The organism is Caballeronia humi (genome assembly GCF_001544475.1).
Lineage (GTDB): Bacteria > Pseudomonadota > Gammaproteobacteria > Burkholderiales > Burkholderiaceae > Caballeronia > Caballeronia humi.
Window position 1 is genome coordinate 70,290 of record NZ_FCNW02000015.1, and the last position, 21,277, is coordinate 91,566.

Annotated in this window: 20 protein-coding genes and 1 pseudogene; 14 read left to right on the forward strand and 7 right to left on the reverse strand. The window is 64.1% G+C overall.

The genetic code is table 11. The features are described from left to right. Window positions 1-22: 22 nt before the first annotated feature. Window positions 23-1,381: an MFS transporter gene (locus tag AWB65_RS16020; protein WP_087668089.1), complete on the reverse strand. Its 1,359-nt coding sequence runs from the start codon at window positions 1,379-1,381 to the stop codon at window positions 23-25. A 249-nt stretch (window positions 1,382-1,630) separates the two neighbouring features. Between AWB65_RS16020 and AWB65_RS16025 the strand changes: the two genes are divergently transcribed. Together AWB65_RS16025 and AWB65_RS16035 are read left to right on the forward strand one after the other, a co-directional pair. Further along, complete coding sequence (locus AWB65_RS16025) at window positions 1,631-2,746, forward strand: LacI family DNA-binding transcriptional regulator (protein WP_087668090.1); 1,116 nt, start codon at window positions 1,631-1,633, stop codon at window positions 2,744-2,746. Window positions 2,747-3,110: 364 nt separating this feature from the next. Next, window positions 3,111-3,419, forward strand: a complete 309-nt coding sequence (locus AWB65_RS16035; RefSeq protein WP_125474142.1) for a DUF4148 domain-containing protein — start codon at window positions 3,111-3,113, stop codon at window positions 3,417-3,419. Window positions 3,420-3,894: 475 nt separating this feature from the next. On the opposite strand, the gene AWB65_RS16040 is transcribed toward AWB65_RS16035, so the two are convergent. After that, a complete protein-coding gene (locus tag AWB65_RS16040; RefSeq protein ID WP_087668091.1) occupies window positions 3,895-4,836 on the reverse strand; it encodes a LysR substrate-binding domain-containing protein in 942 nt (313 codons plus the stop codon). Window positions 4,837-4,975: 139 nt separating this feature from the next. Here AWB65_RS16040 and AWB65_RS16045 point away from each other — a divergent pair, with 139 nt between their 5' ends. From AWB65_RS16045 to AWB65_RS16095, 11 genes are all read left to right on the forward strand, one after another. Then, a complete protein-coding gene (locus tag AWB65_RS16045; protein WP_087668092.1) occupies window positions 4,976-6,043 on the forward strand; it encodes an ABC transporter substrate-binding protein in 1,068 nt (355 codons plus the stop codon). A gap of 52 nt (window positions 6,044-6,095) precedes the next feature. Further along, entirely contained in the window at window positions 6,096-7,166 is a 1,071-nt protein-coding gene (locus tag AWB65_RS16050) for an ABC transporter ATP-binding protein (RefSeq protein WP_087668093.1), read from the forward strand. After that, entirely contained in the window at window positions 7,153-8,025 is an 873-nt protein-coding gene (locus AWB65_RS16055; RefSeq protein WP_087668094.1) for an ABC transporter permease, read from the forward strand. Before AWB65_RS16050 ends, AWB65_RS16055 begins: the two co-directional genes overlap by 14 nt. 16 nt (window positions 8,026-8,041) lie before the next feature. Next, window positions 8,042-8,839: an ABC transporter permease gene (locus AWB65_RS16060; RefSeq protein WP_087668095.1), complete on the forward strand. Its 798-nt coding sequence runs from the start codon at window positions 8,042-8,044 to the stop codon at window positions 8,837-8,839. Continuing rightward, window positions 8,836-9,978, forward strand: a complete 1,143-nt coding sequence (locus AWB65_RS16065; protein WP_087668096.1) for an NAD(P)/FAD-dependent oxidoreductase — start codon at window positions 8,836-8,838, stop codon at window positions 9,976-9,978. The genes AWB65_RS16060 and AWB65_RS16065 overlap by 4 nt, the downstream gene beginning before the upstream one ends. 7 nt (window positions 9,979-9,985) lie before the next feature. Next, window positions 9,986-10,330 (forward strand): (2Fe-2S)-binding protein, encoded by a 345-nt coding sequence (locus tag AWB65_RS16070; RefSeq protein WP_087668097.1) that lies wholly within the window; start codon window positions 9,986-9,988, stop codon window positions 10,328-10,330. After that, a complete protein-coding gene (locus AWB65_RS16075) occupies window positions 10,320-11,714 on the forward strand; it encodes an FAD/NAD(P)-dependent oxidoreductase (protein WP_087668098.1) in 1,395 nt (464 codons plus the stop codon). Before AWB65_RS16070 ends, AWB65_RS16075 begins: the two co-directional genes overlap by 11 nt. After that, entirely contained in the window at window positions 11,707-12,846 is a 1,140-nt protein-coding gene (locus tag AWB65_RS16080) for an NAD(P)/FAD-dependent oxidoreductase (protein WP_087668099.1), read from the forward strand. The genes AWB65_RS16075 and AWB65_RS16080 overlap by 8 nt, the downstream gene beginning before the upstream one ends. A 58-nt stretch (window positions 12,847-12,904) precedes the next feature. Then, the gene (locus AWB65_RS16085; protein ID WP_087668100.1) at window positions 12,905-13,258 is read left to right on the forward strand and encodes a RidA family protein; all 354 of its coding nucleotides are present in this window, start codon (window positions 12,905-12,907) and stop codon (window positions 13,256-13,258) included. 337 nt (window positions 13,259-13,595) lie between these two features. Then, a complete protein-coding gene (locus AWB65_RS16090) occupies window positions 13,596-13,910 on the forward strand; it encodes a VOC family protein (RefSeq protein ID WP_087668101.1) in 315 nt (104 codons plus the stop codon). Window positions 13,911-14,015: 105 nt separating this feature from the next. Further along, window positions 14,016-14,762, forward strand: a complete 747-nt coding sequence (locus AWB65_RS16095) for a hypothetical protein (RefSeq protein ID WP_200821728.1) — start codon at window positions 14,016-14,018, stop codon at window positions 14,760-14,762. A gap of 11 nt (window positions 14,763-14,773) precedes the next feature. Here AWB65_RS16095 and AWB65_RS37855 read toward each other — a convergent pair. From AWB65_RS37855 to AWB65_RS16120, 5 genes and pseudogenes are all read right to left on the reverse strand, one after another. Continuing rightward, window positions 14,774-14,916 (reverse strand): annotated as a pseudogene (locus tag AWB65_RS37855) (NAD(P)-dependent oxidoreductase); the annotation flags it as partial. Window positions 14,917-14,973: 57 nt separating this feature from the next. Continuing rightward, window positions 14,974-16,113 (reverse strand): amidohydrolase family protein, encoded by a 1,140-nt coding sequence (locus AWB65_RS16105; protein WP_087668102.1) that lies wholly within the window; start codon window positions 16,111-16,113, stop codon window positions 14,974-14,976. Further along, window positions 16,110-17,423, reverse strand: coding sequence for an MFS transporter (locus AWB65_RS16110; protein WP_087668103.1), 1,314 nt, complete (start codon window positions 17,421-17,423; stop codon window positions 16,110-16,112). Before AWB65_RS16110 ends, AWB65_RS16105 begins: the two co-directional genes overlap by 4 nt. An 83-nt stretch (window positions 17,424-17,506) precedes the next feature. Continuing rightward, complete coding sequence (locus tag AWB65_RS16115) at window positions 17,507-18,781, reverse strand: CaiB/BaiF CoA transferase family protein (RefSeq protein ID WP_087668104.1); 1,275 nt, start codon at window positions 18,779-18,781, stop codon at window positions 17,507-17,509. After that, window positions 18,778-19,764, reverse strand: coding sequence for a hydroxymethylglutaryl-CoA lyase (locus tag AWB65_RS16120; RefSeq protein WP_087668105.1), 987 nt, complete (start codon window positions 19,762-19,764; stop codon window positions 18,778-18,780). Before AWB65_RS16120 ends, AWB65_RS16115 begins: the two co-directional genes overlap by 4 nt. A gap of 220 nt (window positions 19,765-19,984) precedes the next feature. On the opposite strand from AWB65_RS16120, the gene AWB65_RS16125 reads away from it, so the two are divergent. After that, window positions 19,985-20,764 carry an IclR family transcriptional regulator gene (locus tag AWB65_RS16125; RefSeq protein ID WP_235007640.1) on the forward strand — a complete coding sequence of 260 codons (780 nt, stop codon included), beginning with the start codon at window positions 19,985-19,987 and terminating at the stop codon, window positions 20,762-20,764. Window positions 20,765-21,277: the final 513 nt, after the last annotated feature.

Sequence of the window (21,277 nt, forward strand, 5' to 3'; positions counted from 1 at the left end):
CGTTCGGTAGTTCGATATCGCGTTACTTGGCGTGCGCTTCCATGCTCTCGGACATCGCAGACGGCGTGGACTCAGCCGGCTCGTCGAGATTCCTGCCGCGTGTCTCCGGCCCAAGGAACACCGACACCGCCGTGATGAGACCCAGCGCGACCACGTACCACGCAACCAGATGCGGCGATCCGCCCCCTGCGGCAAGCAGTGCAACGGCGATCATCGGCGCGATGCCGCCGGAGATCGGCGAGGTAACTTCGCGGGCCAGCGAGAAGCCTGTGTAGCGCACGCGCGAAGGAAACATCTCGGCAAGCCAGGGGCTCTGCGCGGAAGTCATCATCGTCTTGGCGACCGACGAAACGAGGAAGAGACCCGTGTAGATCCAGACCAGCTGGCCCGATTGCAGCATCGTGAAGAAGGGAAAGATGGCGAGGCCCGAGATCAGTGCACCGCCGATGTACACCGGCTTGCGGCCGACCTGGTCCGATACCCAGCCGAAGAGCGGCACGGTGATGAACTGCAACGCGGTGCTGAACATCAGCGCCGTGACGATGAGATCCCGGGACATATGCAGTTGCTGCGTGACATACACGATCACGAACGACTCATAGATGTAGGCGAGCGAGTTGTCGCCGAGCCGGGCGCCCCACGCGCACAGCATCGGGCGCAGCGACGTACTGAATACTTCTCTGATCGGCGCCTTGACCACCGCGTTCTGCTTGCGGATCTTTTCGAAGACCGGCGTCTCCTTGAGCGTGCTGCGCAATACCAACCCGAGCATCACTACGACTGCGGAAAGAAGGAACGGTATGCGCCAGCCCCAGTCTTCGAAGGCCGCTTTCGAGAGGCTCGAAGACAGATGGAAAGTGGCAAGCGACATCAGCAGCCCGAGCGCGACACCGGTATAGGGCAGCGCGCCGTACAGGCCACGGCGTTTCGTCGGTGCGTACTCGATCACCATCAGCACCGCGCCAGCGTACTCCGCGCCGGAGCCGAGCCCCTGCAGCGCGCGTAGCACGCACAGCAGCACCGGAGCCCACACGCCAATCTGCGCGTAGGTCGGCAACACACCCATCAGCGTGGTCGAGCCACCCATCAACAGAAGGGTAATGATGAGGACCGCCTTGCGCCCGATGCGGTCTCCCAGGCGCCCGAAGATCACGCTGCCAGCGGGCCGCACGATGAAGCCGATTGCAAAGCTCGCGTAGGCGAGCAGTGTGCCCGTCAGATGGTCGTAGGACGGAAAGAACAGGGTGTTGAAGAGCGTCGCCGCCGCAGTGGCGTAGAGGTAGTAGTCGTACCACTCGACGGCGGTTCCGACGATCGCGCTCAGGATCGTATTGCGGATGGCGCGCCGGACTTCCGGCGACTGGCGGGATACGCTTTCCAAGAATCACCTCTTCTACAGGGCGCAGCGACTTGTCACGTGGGCCAAGCGTGCGCCGTCTACAGGGCCGGAAGCCTGAGCCTCGCGGGCGATGGCGCATGCAAGGCTGCGCCGTTCGGTCGATCGATTGCGTAATCCGAGTCCCGTCCGTCCGGCGAAAGGTGCCGTTCCAGCGTTCTGGAAACGTTTCCGGGAAACGTTTCCAGACAATAAATGCAGTAGACTTGATAGTCAAGAACGAAGGGGTAAACCATGAGCAAAGACTCCGCTGAGGGAGCATCGACGCGCACCGGCATCAAGGCCGTGGCCGCCCTTGCCGGCGTGGGCATCGCTTCGGTGTCGCGCGTGCTGTCGGGGCAGCCCGGCTCAAGTCCTCAATTGACGCAGCGCGTGCTGGACGCGGCCCGCCAACTGGGCTATGCGCCCAACGCCTTGGCGCAGGGCCTGCGCCGCCGGGCGACGCGATCGATCGGTTTCGTCGGATCGGACATCACGAATCCGCTGATCGCGTCGATCGTCAGCGGGGCGGAAGGCGTGCTGAGCCTCGCGGGCTTCTCGGTGTTGCTCACCAATTCGGGTGGCGTGGCGAGCGTCGATGCCGAGCGTATCGAAGTGCTCTTGCAGCGTCAGGTCGACGGACTGATCGTGCTGCCCGCTCTCGAGGACGATCCCGCGACGCTTGCCGCTTTGCGTAACACCAAGGCACCGGTGGTGCTGATCGATCGCACACTACCGGAAGATATCGTCGCCCATTACGTGCTCTCCGATCACTATCGTGGCGTTGGCGACGCCGCACGTCACCTGCTCGCGTCGGGGCACAGGCGGATCGGTCTGGTCGTGGGTCGTGACGTGCGTCCGACTCGCGAGCGCATCCGTGCAGTCGAGGACGCATTCGACGGCCTTGGTGTCGCGCGCGATCTGCTCGTTCATCGGGGAATGCTTTCGGCGGAACACGGCGAAGCCGCGCTCGAAGAGATGCTCGCCGGGGACGCACCGCCGAGCGCGGTGATTCTTGGGGGCAATCAGTTGCTGGAGGGCGCGCTGCGGGTAATTCACCGGCGGGGATTGAGGCTTGGCATCGACTTGTCGCTCGTTTGTTGCGACGACGTTCCTCTCAGCCGCTTTCACCAGCCGCCAATCGCGACCGTCATGCGGGACCCCGATCTGCTCGGCAAGCGCGCGGCCGAACTGCTGCTCGGGCAGCTCGAGACACCGAGTGCCGTTGAACCCGTGTGCCTGCCCACCTGGTTCGAGCCGCGTGCGAGCTGCGGAACGTGGTCGGAGAAAATCCCGACGAAGACCGCAGCGAAAATTCCCGGTACGCGTCGCCGACGCGCGGCAGCTTCGACCGACCTCGTGCGAGAGTGATCAGGCTGACGCCGTTCCTGCGACACTGGTCGCCGCCTTCGCGGCATACAGGATCGCTGACGCAGCGTATTGGCTCATGACGACGTGAACGACCGGCCGAACGTGGGCGAGATGAAGCCGAAGATGAAAAAATCGAAAGATGGTTGATACATAGCGATAAGCAAGGAGCGCAATGCGCTCGCCGCAGCAATGAACGGTCATCGTGCGGTATTTTCGGAAGCCCGATGCGCGATCGCAAACGGGCAAGCCGTATTCAAGCGCGACAGAACTATGGTCTGGTCGTGCAACACCGGGTATGCCACGGAGAATCTCAAGCTCGTGCCGACCGCATGACGCGTCGCTTGATTCGAAGGGAAAACTTGACATGAAGAACTGGTTGACGATCTTGCCGATGGCATCCGCGTTGGCGCTCTCGCTCGTAGGCTGTGCCACAGGCGGCATGCCACAAGGCGAGACGCATCTGAGCCCAACGCAATGCCGCGATCTCGCCGCGCTCAGGAACAACGCGCCTGTCACACCCGAGCGCAACCGGAGCGAACTGGCAGCGCTGGAAGAAGCGGGATACGACCCATCGCGGTTCTTTGATCCCTTTTATCCGGACGATCTCCAGGCGGCCCAGCGTCAGGTCGACCGTTGGTTTCAGGCGGAATGCGAACAGGCGCAGCGCGGTTGAAGCGCACGCCGCCATGGCTCTCCGCTCACTCCCTATCGTCCACCTGCAATCGATCAACGAGTCGCCAGCATTCGCACGGCAGTGTGAAGTTGTCTCTGAACCACCCTCAACAAACCGCGCGACCGCTATGACTGCTTCGGAGGCACAGCGGCCGGGCGCGAGATCACGCGGACAGCAATTTCTTTTGAGGTGCGATCGACGCCTGCCCATGTGCGCATGGCTCGTGGTGCGCGACGTCATGTGCGGGCAGGCGTTGGCTGCTCCTCGCGGACACAGACGACAGCGTCGTTCTGAAAGTGAGTCCCGTGCCCCGATCGGCGCCCTGCAAGCGTTCTTGTCACACAGGCAGAAAGATTCGCCGACAGGGGAAACAACGATGCGCTTTGCATCGATGCGACAAACCACTATGGCGATGCACGGCAAGATAGACAAATAACTCGACGTTGCAGAAAGGAATATAAGCGGCACGGGCGCCTTATCGGCGACCGTGCCGTTCGCCATTCCCCCGCGTCTTTCCATTCGACAACCCTTTGAGCGTCTCGTCATGCTCCGCGCGAAGCACGTCGACAAACGCCATCGCGAGCCGCTCACGCGGCCGATGCGGCGGAAACAGCAAGTATGTGGTGAACGTCACCGCCGGCGAAAACGGCCGAATGGCGACATCGGGTCCGGCGAAATCCTGCGCAACGACCGGATGCGCCAGCGTCAGCCCCATCCCGCAGCGCACCATCTCGCAGCAGATCGCCGCGTACTGCGCCTCGATCGCGAGTACGCGCTCGACGCCCGCGCGCTCGAAGACTTCGTCCATTTGCGCGCGCGTGCCGTCGCCGTGACATAGCGAAATGAACGGCTCCCCCTGAAAATCCGCGGGCTTGAGCGTCGCCTTCTTCGCGAGCCGGTGCGTTGCCGGCATCACCGCGACCGCCGACACCTTCGAAAGCAATTCCACCTCGCAATTCGACGCCTCGCTGATATACACCGCGACACCCAGATCGCAGAACTGCGACGCCGTCCAGTGATTCACCGTCCCCGACGTATTCACATGCAGCGACACCGTCACCTCCGGATACAGCGCCTGAAAGCGCTTGATCGCGTGCGGCACGAGCGTGAGCCCCGCCGACGGCATCGCCGCGATACGCAGCCGCCCGCTGCCCAGGTTGCGAATCTGCGCTGCCGCGTTCGCAAGTCCTTGCAGGCCCACGTACGCGCGCTCCACCTCGCGAAAGAACGCGTTGCCTTCGCTCGTCGGAATCAGGCGCACGCCGCTCCGCTGAAAAAGCAGCAGGCCGGTTTCGCGCTCCAGCTGAGAGATCAGACGGCTCACGTTCGGCTGCGACGTGAAGAGTTCCTTGGCGGCGGCCGTCATCGAACCCGCGACCATGACCGCGCGAAACGCCTCGATATGCTTCAGGTTCATGTGCTCCATCCCATATCAACGATGTATGGATAGTTATTTTATTCGTATTGGACGATATGGGTCGATCGCGCGAGACTTACATCACGGACGGTCCCCTCCCGCCAGGTTCGCGAACCCCACATCGAATGGAGAAGTGTTCATGAATACAGTGCAGCAACGCCGCAGCCGCTCCCCTGTCCGCACGCTTGCCGCCGCGCTTGGCTGCGTCGGCGCCCTCCTCGGGCCGGCGCTCGCGCACGCCGACACCACGCTCTACGTGGCGAACGTCGGCGGATCGAATGAACAGCTTTACCGGCAGAAGATCATGCCGGCCTTCGAGAAGGCGAATAACGTCAAGATCGTCTATGTGGCGGGCAATTCCAGCGACACGCTCGCGAAACTGCAGGCGCAAAAGGGCCACCAGCAGATCAACGTCGCCGTAATGGACGACGGCCCGATGTACCAGGCGATGCAGTTCGGCCTCTGCGCGAAGGTGGAAGACGCGCCTGTCATGAGCGACCTGTATCCGCTCGCGAAGCTCGGCGCGACGTCGGTCGGTGTGGGCATGGTGGCGACGGGCATCGGCTACAACGAGGAAGCGTTCAAGAAGCTCGGCCTGCCCGCACCGGACTCGTGGCAGGTGCTCACCGACAAGCGCCTCAAAGGCAAGCTCGGCGTGCCGCCGATCACGAACACCTACGGCCTGCACACGCTCGTGATGCTCGCGCGCATGAACGGCGGCGGCGAGAAGAACATCGACCCCGGCTTCGCGGTGATGACCAAGCAGGTCGCGCCCGAAGTGCTTTCGTGGGCGCCGACGCCCGGCGAAATGGACGGCCTCATGCAAAGCGGCGACGTGATCCTCGCGCCCTACGGCAGCGGCCGCGCGGTCGCGCTGCAGAACACCGGCTTCCCGCTCAAGTTCGTTTATCCGAAGGAAGGCGGCGTGGCGCTGCAGGTGGCCGCATGCGCGGTTGCCGAGAACGCCCAGCCGCAGTTATCGCAGAAGTTCATCCAGTTCCTGTTGAGCCCCGAGGTGCAGGCGATGCAGGCGCAGGCGATCGGCCTCGGTCCGGTCAACAAGACGGTCAAGCTCGCGCCGGAAATCGCCGCGCGCGTGCCCTACGGCGCGGAACAGATCGGCAAGCTGACCGCGATGGACTGGACCACGGTCAACCAGCATCGCACCGAATGGACGGAGCGCTGGAACCGTTCCGTCGAACGATAAGCGGCTGTTGTCACAGCCTCCCCTTCCTCGACGACCCGACGATCCGACGCACATGACCTTTCTGACACTCCAAGGCATCTCGAAGCGCTACGGCGACTTCACAGCCATCGAGCATATCGATCTCGCGGTCGAGCGCGGCGAGTTCCTGTCGCTGCTCGGGCCGTCCGGCTGCGGCAAGACGACGACGCTTCAGATGATCGCGGGCTTCGTCACGCCGAGCGCGGGCCGGATCACGCTCGACGGCCGCGACATCACGAACGAGCGCCCGGAAAAGCGCGGCATGGGCGTCGTGTTCCAGAGCTACGCGCTCTTTCCGCACATGACAGTGGCGGGCAACGTCGGCTTCGGGCTGGAGATGCGCAACGTGAAGCGCGCCGAGCGCGCGGTGCGCGTCGCCCAGGCGCTCGATCTCGTGCGACTGAAGGGGCTCGATGCGCGCTATCCGAAGGAGCTCTCGGGCGGCCAACGCCAGCGCGTCGCGATTGCGCGCGCGCTCGCGATGCAGCCCGAACTGCTGCTGCTCGACGAACCCATGTCGAATCTCGATGCGAAGCTGCGCGAGGAGATGCACATCGAATTGCGCGCGATCCAGAAGCGCCTCGGCATCACGACGATCCTCGTCACGCACGACCAGGTCGAGGCGATGACGATGAGCGACCGCATCGCGGTGATGCATCGCGGCAGGATCGCGCAGTTAAGCACGCCGTTCGAGGCCTACGAGCGGCCGGAGACGCCTTTCGCGTCGACGTTCCTCGGCAAGACCAACACCTTCGCGGGTGAAGTGCTGCGGCGCAACCCACGCTGCAACGAAGTCGATGTGGCGGGCACGACGCTCGCGGTGCCGCACGAAGGGCGCACGGTGGAAGGCGCGGTGCACGTCTACATCCGTCCGGAGAAGGTGCGCCTCGCGAACGGCGACGCGCGCATACGCGGACGCATCTCGACGCGCGTATTTGTCGGCAACCAGTGGCTGCTGGAGATCGAGACGAGCCTCGGCACGCTCAGGGTCGCACAGCCGAACTACGGCGCGCCGCCGCCTTCGGAAGGCGACGAAGTGGGCGTCGCCTGGACCGACGACGACCTGCGCATGCTCGGACGGGAGAACGCTCATGGCAACGCTTGACGACACGCGCGGCGGCGCCGCGCCGTGGCTCTTGTCCGCGCCCGCGCTCATGCTGTTCGGCGCGTTGCTGCTGGTTCCGCTCGTGCTGACGCTCCTGCTTTCGTTCCGCGTCTTCAGCGACATCGCCGGCGTGCAGGCGGCCTACACGCTGAAGAACTACGTCGAGGTCGTGACCGATCCCTATTACGGCACGATCTTCCTGCGCACCGCCGGCCTCGCATTCTCGGTGACGCTGTTGAGCATCGTGCTCGGCGTGCCGGAGACGATCGTGCTCGCGCGCATGAAACGGCCGTGGCAGTCGCTGTGCCTGCTCGTCGTGCTCGGGCCGCTCCTGATCTCGGTCGTGGTGCGCACGCTCGGCTGGCAGATTCTGCTCGGCAACAACGGCGTGCTGAACAACGCACTGCAGGCGCTGCACATTACGTCAGAACCGGTGCGCCTCGTCTTCACGATGACCGGCATGGTGATCGCGCTCACGCACGTGCTCGTGCCGTTCATGGTGATGTCGGTCTGGGCCACGCTGCAAAAGCTCGATCCGCAGGTCGAATGGGCAGGGCTCTCGCTCGGCGGCTCGCCGTTTCGCGTGTTCCGCCGCGTGGTGCTGCCGCAGATCATGCCCGGCGTGCTGTCGGGTTCGATCATTGTCTTCGCGCTCTCGGCCTCCGCGTTTGCGACGCCCGCGCTGATCGGCGGACGACGCCTCAAAGTGGTTGCGACCGCCGCCTACGACGAATTCCTCGGCACGCTCAACTGGCCGCTGGGCGCGAGCATCGCGGTGCTGCTCCTGATCGCCAACGTAGCGATCGTGATGGGGTGCAGCCGTCTCGCCGAACGTCGTTTCAAGCACATTTTCGACTGACCGCGCCGAGGCCGACATGAAACAAAACGGATTCTGGGGCTTGTTCTACAACGCGCTCTTCCTCTCGTTCATCCTTGCGCCGCTCGTGGTCGTGATGCTGGTCGCGTTCACCGACAAGGGCTTCATCTCGATGCCGTTCGACGGCGCGTCGCTGCGCTGGTTCCGAGCGATCGTCGAGAATGGCGACATCGTCGCGGCGTTCTGGCTTTCGGTGCGGCTCGCGTTCGCCGCCGCGACGATCGGCGTGTTGCTCGCGGTGCCGGCCGCGCTCGCGATCGCCCGCTACCGCTTTCCCGGCCGCGCCGCGCTGATGGGCTTCTTCCTCTCGCCGATGATGATCCCGGCCGTCGTGCTCGGTATCGCGTTCCTGCGCTTTTTGTCTCTGCTGCATCTGAGCGGCTCGTTCTGGGCGCTGACCGCGACGCACGTCGTCGTCGTGCTGCCGTATGCGCTGCGGCTCGCGCTGTCGTCGGCGGTGGGGCTCGATCGCGATGCCGAGCGCGCCGCGCTTTCCTGTGGCGCGAGCCGCTTCACGGCGTTCCGGCGCGTGGTGCTGCCGATGATCCGCACGGGCGTCGCGGGCGGCTGGGTGCTCTCGTTCATCCAGAGCTTCGACGAACTGACGATGACCATCTTCGTCGCGACGCCCGGCACCACCACGCTGCCCGTCGCCATGTACAACCAGATCGCGCAGACGATCGATCCGCTCGTCGCTTCGGTGTCGGCGGTGATGATCGTGGGCACGGTCGTGCTGATGGTGCTGCTCGACCGCATGGTCGGCCTCGACCGCATTCTTATCGGAGAAGCTCGATGAAAGGCAATACTTCCGCCAGCCCGGACGTGCTCGTGCTCGGCGGCGGACTGGTCGGCTCGGCAGTGGCGTACGGGCTCGCGCGCGAGGGCGCGAAGGTCACGGTCGTCGATCAGGACGACGGCGGCTTTCGGGCATCGCGCGGCAATTTCGGCCTCGTGTGGATTCAGGGCAAGGGCTACGGCCTGACGCCCTACGCACGCTGGTCGCGCAGTTCGGCGACGCGCTGGCCCGCGCTCGCGGCAGGCTTGCTGGACGAAACCGGTATCGATGTCGCGTTGCGCCAGCCCGGCGGCTTTCACCTGTGCTTCTCCGGCGACGAACTGGCCGAGCGCGAAAAGCGCCTCTCGACGCTGCAAAGTGAACTGGGCGGCGACTATCCGTATCAGTTGCTCGATGCGCGCGAACTGCGCGAACTGCTGCCCGCGATCGGCCCGGAAGTGGCCGGCGCGAGCTACACGCCGATGGACGGACACGTCAATCCGCTCAAGCTCCTGCGCGCATTGCACGCCGGGATGCAGCGCCACGGCGTAACACTCGAAAGCGGCGACGGCGCCGAGCGCATCGTGCCTGAGGGCGGCGCGTTCACGGTGCACGGCAAGCGCGGCGTGTGGCGCGCATCGCGCGTCGTGCTGTGCGCGGGGCTCGGCAACCGCGCGCTCGCACCGCAAGTCGGGCTGCATGCGCCCGTCGCGCCCAATCGCGGACAGGTGCTCGTGAGCGAGCGCGTCGCGCCGTTCCTCCATCACCCGACGATGAACGTCCGCCAGACCGATGAAGGCACCGTGCAATTCGGCGATTCGATGGAAGAAGTCGGCCTCAACGACTTCACGACCACGGGCGTGCTTTCGAACATCGCGCAACGCGGCGTGCGCGCGTTTCCGCTGTTGAAAAACGTGCGGCTCGTACGGACCTGGGCGGCGTTGCGCGTCTACAGCCCCGACGGCTTTCCGATCTACGAACAGTCGGCGCGGCATCCGGGGGCGTTCGTCGTGACCTGCCACAGCGGCGTGACGCTCGCCGCCGCTCACGCGATGCGCATCGCGCCGTGGATCGCGGGCGCCCCGATGCCCGACGACCTCTCCGTCTTCGCAGGCGGCCGATTCGCCGATGCCCGCGCCCACCTGACTCCCGCTCACTGAACCCGCCATGACTTCGAAACCGCTTTTCAGGGCCCTGCCCGGCGCCGACGCGCTCATCGACATCTCGTTCAACGACCAGCCGCTGCGTGTGCCCGGCGGCCGTTCGGTCGCCGCCGCGCTGCTTGCGGCCGGCATCGATCGCTTTCGCGCGACGCCCGTCTCCGGCGCCCCGCGCGCGCCCTACTGCATGATGGGCGCGTGCTTTGAATGCCTCGTCGAAATCGACGGCGTGCCGAGCCGCCAAAGTTGCATGGTGACGGTGCGCGACGGCATGCGCATCCGCTCGCAGGAAGGCGCGCGCGATTTGCCGCCGGTCGCGGCCGAACCGCTGGAGAACGCTCATGGTCGCTGAACAGGTGGATGTGGCGGTCGTCGGCGCGGGTCCGGCCGGCCTGAGCGCGGCCGCGCGCGCAGCGGCGCTGGGTTTGAGCGTGGTGCTGCTCGACGAACAGGACGCGGTCGGCGGGCAGATCTATCGTGCAATAGAGCGCACCGATGCGCGCCGCCGCGAGATTCTCGGACCCGACTACGCGGCAGGCGCCGTGCTCGCGCAGGCCTTCGTGCGTTCGGGCGCGCGGCATGTCGCGAACGCGTCGGTGTGGCAGGTGACGCGCGAGCGCAGCGTCCATTACCTGAAGGACGGCAAGGTCGGCAGTTTCGAGGCGAAGCGCGTGATCCTCGCGACGGGCGCACTGGAGCGACCCTTCCCGATCCCCGGCTGGACGCTGCCCGGCGTGCTCACCGCGGGCGCCGCGCAGATCCTGCTGAAAAGCGCGGGCGAAGTGCCTGCCGAGCCGCCGGTGCTGGTCGGCTGCGGGCCGCTCCTGTACCTGCTCGGCTGGCAATACGTGCGGGCGGGCGTGCCGATCCGCGCGCTCGTCGATACGACGCGCCATGAAGACCGCTGGCGCGCGAAGCGGCATTTGCTGTCCGCGGTACGCGCCTGGCCGTTCCTGAGCAAGGGCCTGCAACTGATGCGCACGCTGCGCGAAGCGGGCGTGCCGATGCACGAAGCCGCCGACGATCTGCGCGTCGAAGCGGCGCGCGGCGCGGACGGCAGCGAGCGCGCCGCAGCGCTCCATTTCACGACGCAGGGAAACGCGCATCGCATCGAGGCGAGCGTGATTCTGCTGCATCAGGGCGTCGTGCCCAATACGCAGTTCACGCTGGCGCTGCGGGCGAAGCATCGCTGGGATGCGGCGCAACTCTGCTTTACGCCCGCCACCGATGCGTGGGGCGAACTGGATGTCCCCGGCATCTTCGTCGCGGGCGATGGTTCGGGCATCGGCGGCGCGCTGGCGGCGGCCGAGCAAGGCGAACTGAGCGCGCTCGCGGTCGCGGCGCAGCTCGGCGCCATCGATACGGCGAGCCGCGACCGCCAGGCCGCGCCGCATCGCCGCAAGCTCGCGGACGTGATGCGCATCCGTGCGTTTCTCGACAGCCTCTACCGACCGCGCGACGCCAACCGCATCCCCGCCGACGACGTCATCGTCTGCCGCTGCGAGGAAGTCACCGCGGGCGACGTGCGCGGTTTTGTCGAGCTGGGCTGCCTCGGGCCGAATCAGGCGAAGTCGTTCGGACGCTGCGGCATGGGTCCTTGTCAGGGGCGACTGTGCGGCCTGACGGTGACCGAAGTGATCGCACAGGCACGCAAGGTGGAGCCGGAAACGGTCGGTTACTACCGCATCCGTCCGCCGATCAAGCCGCTCACACTCGGAGAGCTCGCCGGTGAATAAACCATCGCAACCGCTGCGGGAAACGGATGTGCTGGTCGTCGGCGGCGGCCTGCACGGATCGAGCAGCGCCTTTCACATGGCGCAACGCGGCGCAAGCGTCACGGTGCTCGAAGCCGATTACGTCGGCCGTCATTCGTCGGGCGTGAACGCGGGCGGCGTGCGCACGCTCGGGCGGCCGCTGCCGGAAATTCCCCTTTCGCTGATGTCGCGCGAAATCTGGCACACGCTCGCTGAAACCATTGGCGACGATGCGGGCTTTGTGCCGTCGGGGCAAATGAAGATCGCCGAAACGCAAGCCGAACTCGACGAATGCCGCGAGCGGGTCGATTTGCTCGAAGCGCACGGTTTCTCGCACGAAAAGCTGATCGATCGCGAGACGCTGCTCGACATCGAGCCGAACATTGCGCCGCACGTCACGGGCGGCGTCTGGGTCGAGCGCGACGGCTATGCACTGCCGTTCCGGGCCACCACGGCGTTCCGCCTCGCGGCGCAAAAGCACGGCGCGATTTTCCATGAGGGGACGCCCGTCGGACGCATCGAACAGCGCGGCGAGCGCTGGCTCGCACACACGCCGTCAGGCACGTTCGCGGCGGAGAAGCTCGTCGTGACAGCGGGCGCGTGGGCCGGCGAACTGGCGCGACAAGTTGGCGAGCCCGTGCCGGTGCATCCGGAAGGCCTGATGCTGATGGTCACGCATCGCGTCGCGCCGTTTTGCCGCTCGACGCTCGGCGCGACCGGCCGGCCGCTGTCGTTCAAGCAGTTCGACAACGGGACGGTCGTGATCGGCGGCAAGCTGATCGGCATCGCGGATTTGCCCGCGCGGCACGGCGAAGTGGATTTCGCGCGGCTCGTGAAAAGCGCGAACACGGTGGTCGACCTGTTTCCCCATTTGCGCAATCTCGGCATCAATCGCGCGTGGGCGGGCGTCGAAGCCTTCACCGACGACTCGCTGCCCGTCATCTCGCCGAGCCGCCGCGCGTCGAACCTGACCTACTCGTTCGGCTATTGCGGCAGCGGCTTCCAGCTCGGTCCGGGCTGCGGCCGGCTCGTCTCCGAACTCGTGCTCGACGGACGGCCTTCCCTTCCGCTCGATGCCTTCGCCATCGACCGCTTCGGCCCGATGGTGCATTGAACCCCGGCGCGCGCCATCCGGTGCGCGCCCGTCAACCCGCACAGGAGTGCTTCAACGTATGACCGATATCGTCAGGATCGAAACCAATCAGCGCATGAGCCGTGTCGTCAAGGCGGCGGGACTCGTGTTCATCGGCGGACAGACGGCGAACGACCGCACGCCCGACGTCCGCGCGCAGACGCGCCAGGTGCTCGACAAGATCGACGGTTTTCTGGAGAAGGCGGGCATCGACAAGACGCGGCTTGTTTCCGCTCAGGTGTGGCTCGCGGATATCGCGCGTGACTTCGCGGGCATGAACGAGGTGTGGGATGCGTGGGTGCCTGAAGGCTGTGCGCCGACGCGCGCGACGGTTCAATCGCAACTGGCCGCGCCGGATTTGCTTGTCGAGATCACGGTGACGGCGCTCAGCTGAACTTTTGTCTCGAACCAGGTGCGCGGCTTGAGCGAGCCGCGCACGCCGCCTCGCCAATTGCAGGCGTCGCCTTGAAGGCCGCGTTGCGCAACTAAAAGCGCTTCGCCATCACACCTGTGCCGCTCCCTCTTGGTGCCACCCGAAGGCACCGAGGTTCACGTCGCCCGGGTCCACCTGTTGCTCGGGTCGGCCCGAAGCGAGATAGGAAGCCGCTGGACCGCACTGTCGACGCGTTCGGAAGACGGGTAATGCACATACCAGCATAGTCGCTGAACTGGTTGCGCTGCCTTGCGATGGTTACGATAGCGCAAGTCAAACAGCCGTCACGGAGTTCGTTATGAAGCGTTTTCACATTGCGCTGGCCGTTTCAAACCTCGACGAGTCGATCTCCGACTATAGCCGCCGCCTCGGACAGCCGCCGTCCGCCGTCGTGCCAGGCCAGTACGCGATGTGGCGCACTGATCTGCTTAACTTCTCCATCAACGAAAAGCCGGGAAAGGCCGGCCAGTTGCGACACCTCGGGTTTGAAGACGATGCCGCGGAAGGTTATTCGAGCAGCTTCGATGTGAACGGGCTCGAATGGGAGCTGTTTTCAGCCATTGAACAGGACGCGCGCATCGCCAGTACGTATGGCACTCCCGCGCGCGCCTGACGATTACAGGCAATCGCAATCGTGCTTATGTTCTGACTCCACGCGGCGAAAGCGATGTCACCACTTCTGACAGATCTGCCCGAGTGATTGGCCTGAATCGCTACAATGACCCAGATGAGTTCCCCTTGGACGGCATCGATGCGAGACACGCTTACTTCCTTTTTCTGGAGCGGCGAGACCATCCGCAGTCGACGGGTCAGTGAGATCGTTTTGTCAGGCACGCTTGACGTGCCTGCGCCCTCTGCACGCCTGCTTGCGGATTGGCAAAGAGAGACCACGTCGCGGCTCGTGCTGGAACCCGGGGATGTCGAGCCGATGCCTTTGGCGCGAGCTCGTGCACGCTGGCCGGAATACAGGCGCTGCGTGCAGGCAGTGTCCGACTGGACGGGCGCGCTTGGATTGCCCGCCGTGCTTGCATCCAGCGACGTAGCGCTCATGGCCTGTCGTGGCGCGAGGTACCACCACGACGGTGCGCATTATGGCGGTGCGGCTTTTTGCAATCTCTTCCTGAGCGAGGACAAGGGTCTGGACTTGCATTTTCCCTTTACGGGCCATCGCATTCCCCTGACCCGGGGAACAGTTGTGCTGTTCGATACTGGCCAGCCTCATGGCGTCATTCAGCGCCGCAGTTCCGGTTTTAGTGTGACTGACTTCGCACCGGATCAGGAGTGCACTCAGATATTCCTGACCTGGGAGCTTCCCATCGAAGACACCCATGTTCAGCAAGCACTTGATGTGGTCTTCGACACCGCCTGTTCGAATTCACCGCAACTGGATGAAGAGCAGGTTTGGTTGAACGGCGCACCAGCCGCTGTGTGCCCAGAGTCCGGTCGCTGGTACCGGGTCGACTAGCGGACGCCCGATATGTTCGCTGAATAGACCCGGTACGAGCGGCTTCCGAACAGCGTGTTCGGATCACATCGAAGAATCGTTCGCGCGGCAGGCCATTCGCCTCGGTGAGCACCACGGCTTCCGCCATCGCCTCTATCGCCATCGTGATCATCATGGCCAGCGAAGGCGAGGTCTGCATTAAGCGGGGGCCGTCTCCCCGTCTCCTGCGTAGTCAGCCAAGCCGATACACTCGACTCACCGTCCCTCGGAACAACGCCTTACGCTCGTCAGAACTCGCCTGCGCAGTCAACCGTTTGAATGCATTCCAGCCGTTGCTATACGGATAGGAACCCTTGTCCACAGGAAAATTGCTCTCGAACATGCAGCGGTCGGCGCCGAACGCCTCGATGCACGTGTGCATCCACGGCTTCCAGGCCTCCGCGAGTTCCATCGATGACGGTGGCCGCCCGCCCTTGTCAAAGTCGAAGCCATTGATCCGCATCCCCAGGCCACCGACCTTGACATGCACGTTCGGCAACTGCGCCAACGCGCGCATGGAACGGGACCAATCGTCGAATACTTCCTTGCGCTTGTCCTCGTAGCTCGCGATGCGCACGACGCCGCCACAATGATTGACGATAATCGGCACGTCCGGATTGGCCTTCGCGAGATCGTACAGTTCGGGAAGCTGCGGGAAGAACAGCCACGCGTCGTAGGAAAGACCGAGCGCACCGAGTTGCGCGACGCCTGCGCGATACGCAGGATCGAGCAGCAGTCCACGCGGCGCGGCGGTGAGCGGATTGGCGAGTGTCGGATCGGCGTCCCAGGTCGCGAGGTGACGCACGCCGCGAAACCGGCCCTGCCCCGCTTGAACGTGCGCTTCGAGCACGTCGCGAACCGCCGCGCCACGACGAAGATCCGCATATCCGACGATGCCCTTCGCAACCTGTGGCGACGCGGGCGGCAACGCCGCCGTGGCACCCGCAACATACGCCGTCTCGCCGACGGGCCGGAGTTCCACAGGACCGTCCTGCCGGTAGCGCGTCAGCGCCTGCATGTACACAGACGCCTTGATGTTGTGGCCGGACTGCGCATCCTGAAGGTACTCGTCGAGCAGATACGTCCAGCCCGGGCGCTCGTAGAAATGATGATGCGCATCGATGATCGGCATCGCGGGTTCAAGCGCGGCTTCGGCTCCGGAGGCGAGCCACTCCGATCGAACGGGCAGATAGTTGCTGGTCGATGTCATCTTGCGCGTCTCCTCCTTGACGATTCCTTGCGCGGCACAAATGGCCGGGACCGCGGGAATGGCGATCGATGCGGCAGCCGCGCCAAGAAGCCTGCGGCGTTTGGGCGAATGAAACGTCTTCATGCTCGTTCACCCCGGCTGAAAGCGTAGAGACTGAGCGTCAAGAGAGTCGTCACGCCCAGCACGACCGCCAGTCCGAGCATCCCCGCCGTGTAGGTGCCGAAGCTGTCTTTCAGATACCCCACGAGGTACGGTCCGGCGAAGCCGCCCAGCGCGCCGATCGAGTTGATCAAGGCGAGCCCTCCGGCGGCTGCCTGACCGGACAGGAAACGAGCGGGCAGCGTATAGAAAATCGTGCGACCCGCAATCGTGCCGACGAGCGCCACTGTAATGCCGACCATCGCCGGCAACAATTGATGGAAGTACGTCGAGACACCGAGCGCGACCGCGCCGATCAGGAAGCCCGCAGCGAGGTTGGCAATGTGTCCGCCGCGACGATCGACGCGTTTCGCCCACCACAGCAACGCGATCGTCGCAAAGAAGTACGGCACCGCGGAAAGCCAGCCAGTCTGCGTTACGCTCATCCCGTGCGCTTTGAGCATCTGCGGCAACCAGATGCCAATCCCGTACGAGCCCATCGTGAAGCCGAACGAGATCATCGCGAGGATATAGACACGTACGTCCTCGAGCGCCGCACGAAAATCCTTCTTCTTCTGGCTAGCCGACCCTTCGCGGTCGAAGGCGCCTTGCAGGGCCTGACGTTCTTCCGGTGAGAGCCATTTGGCATCGGCGGGTTTGTCGGCGAGCATCTTCAATACGAGATAGCCGATGAAACATGCCGGCAGTCCCTCGGCGATGAACATCCACTTCCACCCTGCGAGACCCAATACGCCGTCCATCTGAAGCAGCCAGGTCGACAGCGGCCCGCCTACCAGCGAGGATAAGGGTGTGGAAACGGTGAACCACGCCAGAACGCGAGTGCGGTAAGTGACCGGGAACCAGATCGCGAGGAAGAAAATCACGCCCGGAAAGAACCCGGCCTCGCCGATGCCGAGCAGCAGCCGGATCGCATAAAAGCTGTTCGGTCCGACGGCAAACGCCGTTGCGGCTGCCATCAGCCCCCAGGTGATCATGATGCGAGCGAGCCAACGCCGCGCGCCGAAGCGGTAGAGCAAAAGATTGCTCGGCACCTCGCACAGGCAATAGCCCGCGAACATGATGCCCGCGCCCCAACCGAACTGGGTAGCGGTCAGGCCGAGGTCGCGGTTCATTGTCAATGCGGCAAAGCCGACGCTCGTCCGGTCGAGATAATTGAAGAAATACGCGAGCGCAAGCAGCGGAATGAAGCGCCACGCCGCTTTCCTGACCGCCTGCTGTTCGAGGGTGGAATCGGCGGGCGTTTCAGCCGTCATGCCAGGGGAAAGGGATGTCATTGTCGTCTCCATACGTCTCGCTGCCCGAGGCAACCGTATGCCGGTCGGCGCGGCGAAGCGTTCGATTGCGATGCTTTCCGGCGTCAGGCGCTGGCAAGCTCATTGGGCGAAGGATTCGTCCGATCGCCGGACGGCCAGTCCGTGCATCTGACGACACCGGCTTCGGTCAACTGCCTGAGCGCTTCAGGCGAGTAGCCAAGCTGGGACAGCAGCGCCTCCGTATCCTGGCCGAGTGCGGGCGGGCCGGCGCGCAGCTTCAGTCGCTCGCCAGCCAGTGTCAGCGGCAATAGCGCGGTACGCGTCGCGACCGATTGACCCGCGCCGCTGGCATCGGGCGGCAGGGTCACGTCGGCCAGCCCGCCGGTCGCGAGCAGATGGGGATCGTCGAACAGATCCTGAGGCTTGGTGATTGGTGCGTACGGCAAGCCGATGCCCTCGAAGATCGCGCTGATCTCTGCCGCGCTGAACGCTTCCATGTGTTTCCGCAGTCGCGGCAGCAGCCACTCGCGGGCCTGAACGCGCTGATTGTTAGTCGCAATCCGCTCATCCGACTTCAGATCGGACAGGCCGAATGCGTCACAGAACAAGGCCCACTGCGTATCCGACACGACCGCCAGAAAGATCTGCTCGCCGTTCTTGACCGAAAAGACGTCGTACACCGCCCACGCGGAGATGCGGCTCGGCATCGGCGCGGCGGCCTGGCCCGTCACGGCGAACTGCATCATGTGCTGGGCCACGAGGAACACGTTGTTCTCGAAAAGCGCGCTCTGCACTTCCTGCCCAAGGCCCGTGCGCTCGCGCTGAGCAAGCGCGGCCATCGCGCCGATGGCACCGAACATGCCGCCCATGATGTCGTTGACACTCGTTCCTGCACGGAGCGGACGCCCTTCGGGTCCGGTCATATAGGCGAGGCCACCCATCATCTGCACCACTTCGTCCAGTGCGGTGCGATGGTCATACGGGCCAGGCAGAAAGCCTTTGTGCGAGACGTAGACGAGACGCGGGTTGAGCTTCGACAGCGCCGCGTATCCGAGACCGAGCTTGTCCATCGTGCCGCTCTTGAAATTCTCGCTAAAGACGTCGGCGCTGGCGAGAAGCTTGTGCACGATCTCGATGCCGCGCGGGTCTTTCACGTCGACGGCGATGCTCTTCTTGTTGCGGTTGAACGTGCCGAAAAACCCCGCACCCGAACCTCGCAACGCGCGTGTGCTGTCGCCCGCGATCGGTTCGACCTTGATGACTTCCGCACCGAGATCGGCCAGCACCATGCCGCACGTTGGCCCCATCACCATGTGCGTCATCTCGACCACGCGCATGCCGCCATACGGCAGGGATTGATCCGCTTGAACGTCGCTCATTGTGCGGCTCCCAGCAAGCACCCTTCTGGCTTCGGCGCACTCGGCGTGCGGCCGTCCGCATAGCGGAATCCCTTGGGCAAGCCAGCGTCCTGCACGTGCCCGTAAAGCGCTTCGCCCGGCAGCGCTTCGGCGAGGATCGCGCGTGCGGCGATGAGCGCATCGATGTCGATGCCCGTGTCGAAGCCCATCGCTTCGAGCAGGAATGCGAGGTCTTCGGTGACGATATTGCCAGTCGCGCCGGGCGCATAAGGACAGCCGCCAAGGCCTGCCTGGCTGGCGTCGATCGTCGTGACGCCCGCTTCCAGGGCGGCGACGACATTCGCCAGTCCCTGCCCGCGCGTGTTATGGAAGTGCGCGCCACCAGCCTTGCCACCGAGTTCACTCTGCAAGCGGCGGAACAGGCGCCGGACCTGAGCCGGATTCGCGTAGCCGCTCGTATCTGACAGGCCCACTTCGTCGACGCCGCATTCGGCCATCGCGACGCACATGCGCATCGTCTCATCGTCGCCGACGGCGCCCGCGATCGTGCAGCCGAATGCCACCGACACCCCCGCTTCGATCTGAACGCCCGGGAACCGCGCATTGCGCAACGCGACGATCTCGCGCACCTCGTCGATCATCTGCGCGGTCGTCTTGCGAATGTTCGCCATCGAATGCTCGTTGGTCACCGATACCGGCAGGGTCACCTTATGCACGCCTGCTTCGAACGCACGCTCGGAACCGCGCAGATTCGGCGCGAGCACGGCCACGTGAAGACCGGGGATAGTCAGCGCGTGAGACACAACGTCGTGAATGTCGCCCATTTGGGGAAGCAACTTCGGCGGCACGAAGGAGCCGACTTCGATTTCTTTCAACCCGGCAGCGGCCAGCGCTGAAATCCAGCGCAGCTTTGCGGCTGTCGGCATGACGGCTTTGACGCTTTGCAGGCCGTCGCGCGGACCGACCTCGCTGATCAACACCTTGGGAGGACAGGGATTATTCAAGACAAACTCCTTATCAATCGTTCTATCTGAAAGAACTACGTTCCGTTAGATAGAACTATAAGAGCGAACTCAAAACGTTTTAAGGTGGGTATACCCGCAAAATTGCAAATTTTCAGAACTTGCGTTCTACACGGCAGAACGATAGAGTGAGAACCGATTCACACTCAGGAAGCGCAAATTGGTCACCGAGACGAACGAAATACCACCTGAGGAACCCGATGTGGCGTCCGAAACCTCCAGCGGCGTCGCGGTACTCGATCGCGCGTTCGCGATCCTCAATGCCTTCGGACCAACCGACGACAGGCTGTCGCTCGCAGAACTCTCGCGTCGAACCAATCTGTACAAAAGCACCGTACTACGGCTGTTGAGCGCACTGGAGCACGGCGGATTCGTGCGCAAGCTGATCGACGGCCAGTACGCGATCGGGCCTCAACCGCTGCGTCTTGCAGCGCTCTATCAGCGGTCGTTTCAGGTCGGTCCCGTCATCGAACCGCTGCTTCAGGAACTGAGTCGCGACTTGGGGGAAACGGCATCGCTCTACGTGCGTCAAGGCGACAAACGCCTCGTGCTCTACCGTGTGGAACCGGCGCGGGCCGTGCGGGTGTCGATTCGAATCGGCGAGGAATTTGCGGTCGATAAAGGTGCTTCGGGCAAGGTGCTGCTCGCCTTTACTGATAGTCAGGACCCGCGCTGGGACGATGTTCGCGAACAGCTTTGGGCGGTTTCGCATGGCGAGCGTGACCCGGAGACGGCATCGGTGTCGGTGCCGGTGTTCGGGGCGACCGGAGAGCTGGTCGGCGCCCTCACGCTATCGGGGCCGAAGGCCAGGTTCGACATGGCTTCGACGATTACCGTGGCGCTCACGTCCTTGCTCGATTGCGCGAAGCGCGCGACCGTAGCACTTGGCGGCTCGGGCGCGCGCTTCGATGCAAGCATCGCGAGAACCGGAATGGAGGGCTTTCTGCCCGACGACAGTGAGAGCATGCGCAACTTGGGTTGAATGAAGCGAGGTGACCACGTGCACGCCGGCCCTTACAGGCGTACGGTGTCTTGTGCGATGGCCGATCCACCTTTGAATTCCGTCACCCGAACGTCCTGTTCGGCGTGAAACAAATGACTGGAATGGCCGACGGCAGTCCGCGCAAATTAGGGCGGCAAACAGCCCTTCACCGCAACGGGACATGAAAGCCAGCCAGCACGCTGACATCGATCACCCGCCGGCCTTTGATCTTGTTGCCAAACAGGAATCTTCAGAGGCTTCGAGCGGACGTCAAGATGTTGTAACCGCGTAGCGATGAAGAGCGTATGCACGTTTTCGCCGGTTAGCCGACTGCAGCACGTTGACTTATAACGTCGAATCCAGCACGTCGCCGGTGTTCGACGGAGCGGTCCGCAAACAGAAGGTTGTCTTGAGCGGCGACAAGCTGACGACGACCGGGTCTCCCGTGAAGACTTCCGACGGAGAAATTGTTCCGACCAACGAATGGAAGCGAGCGAAGTAGAAAGGTATCGG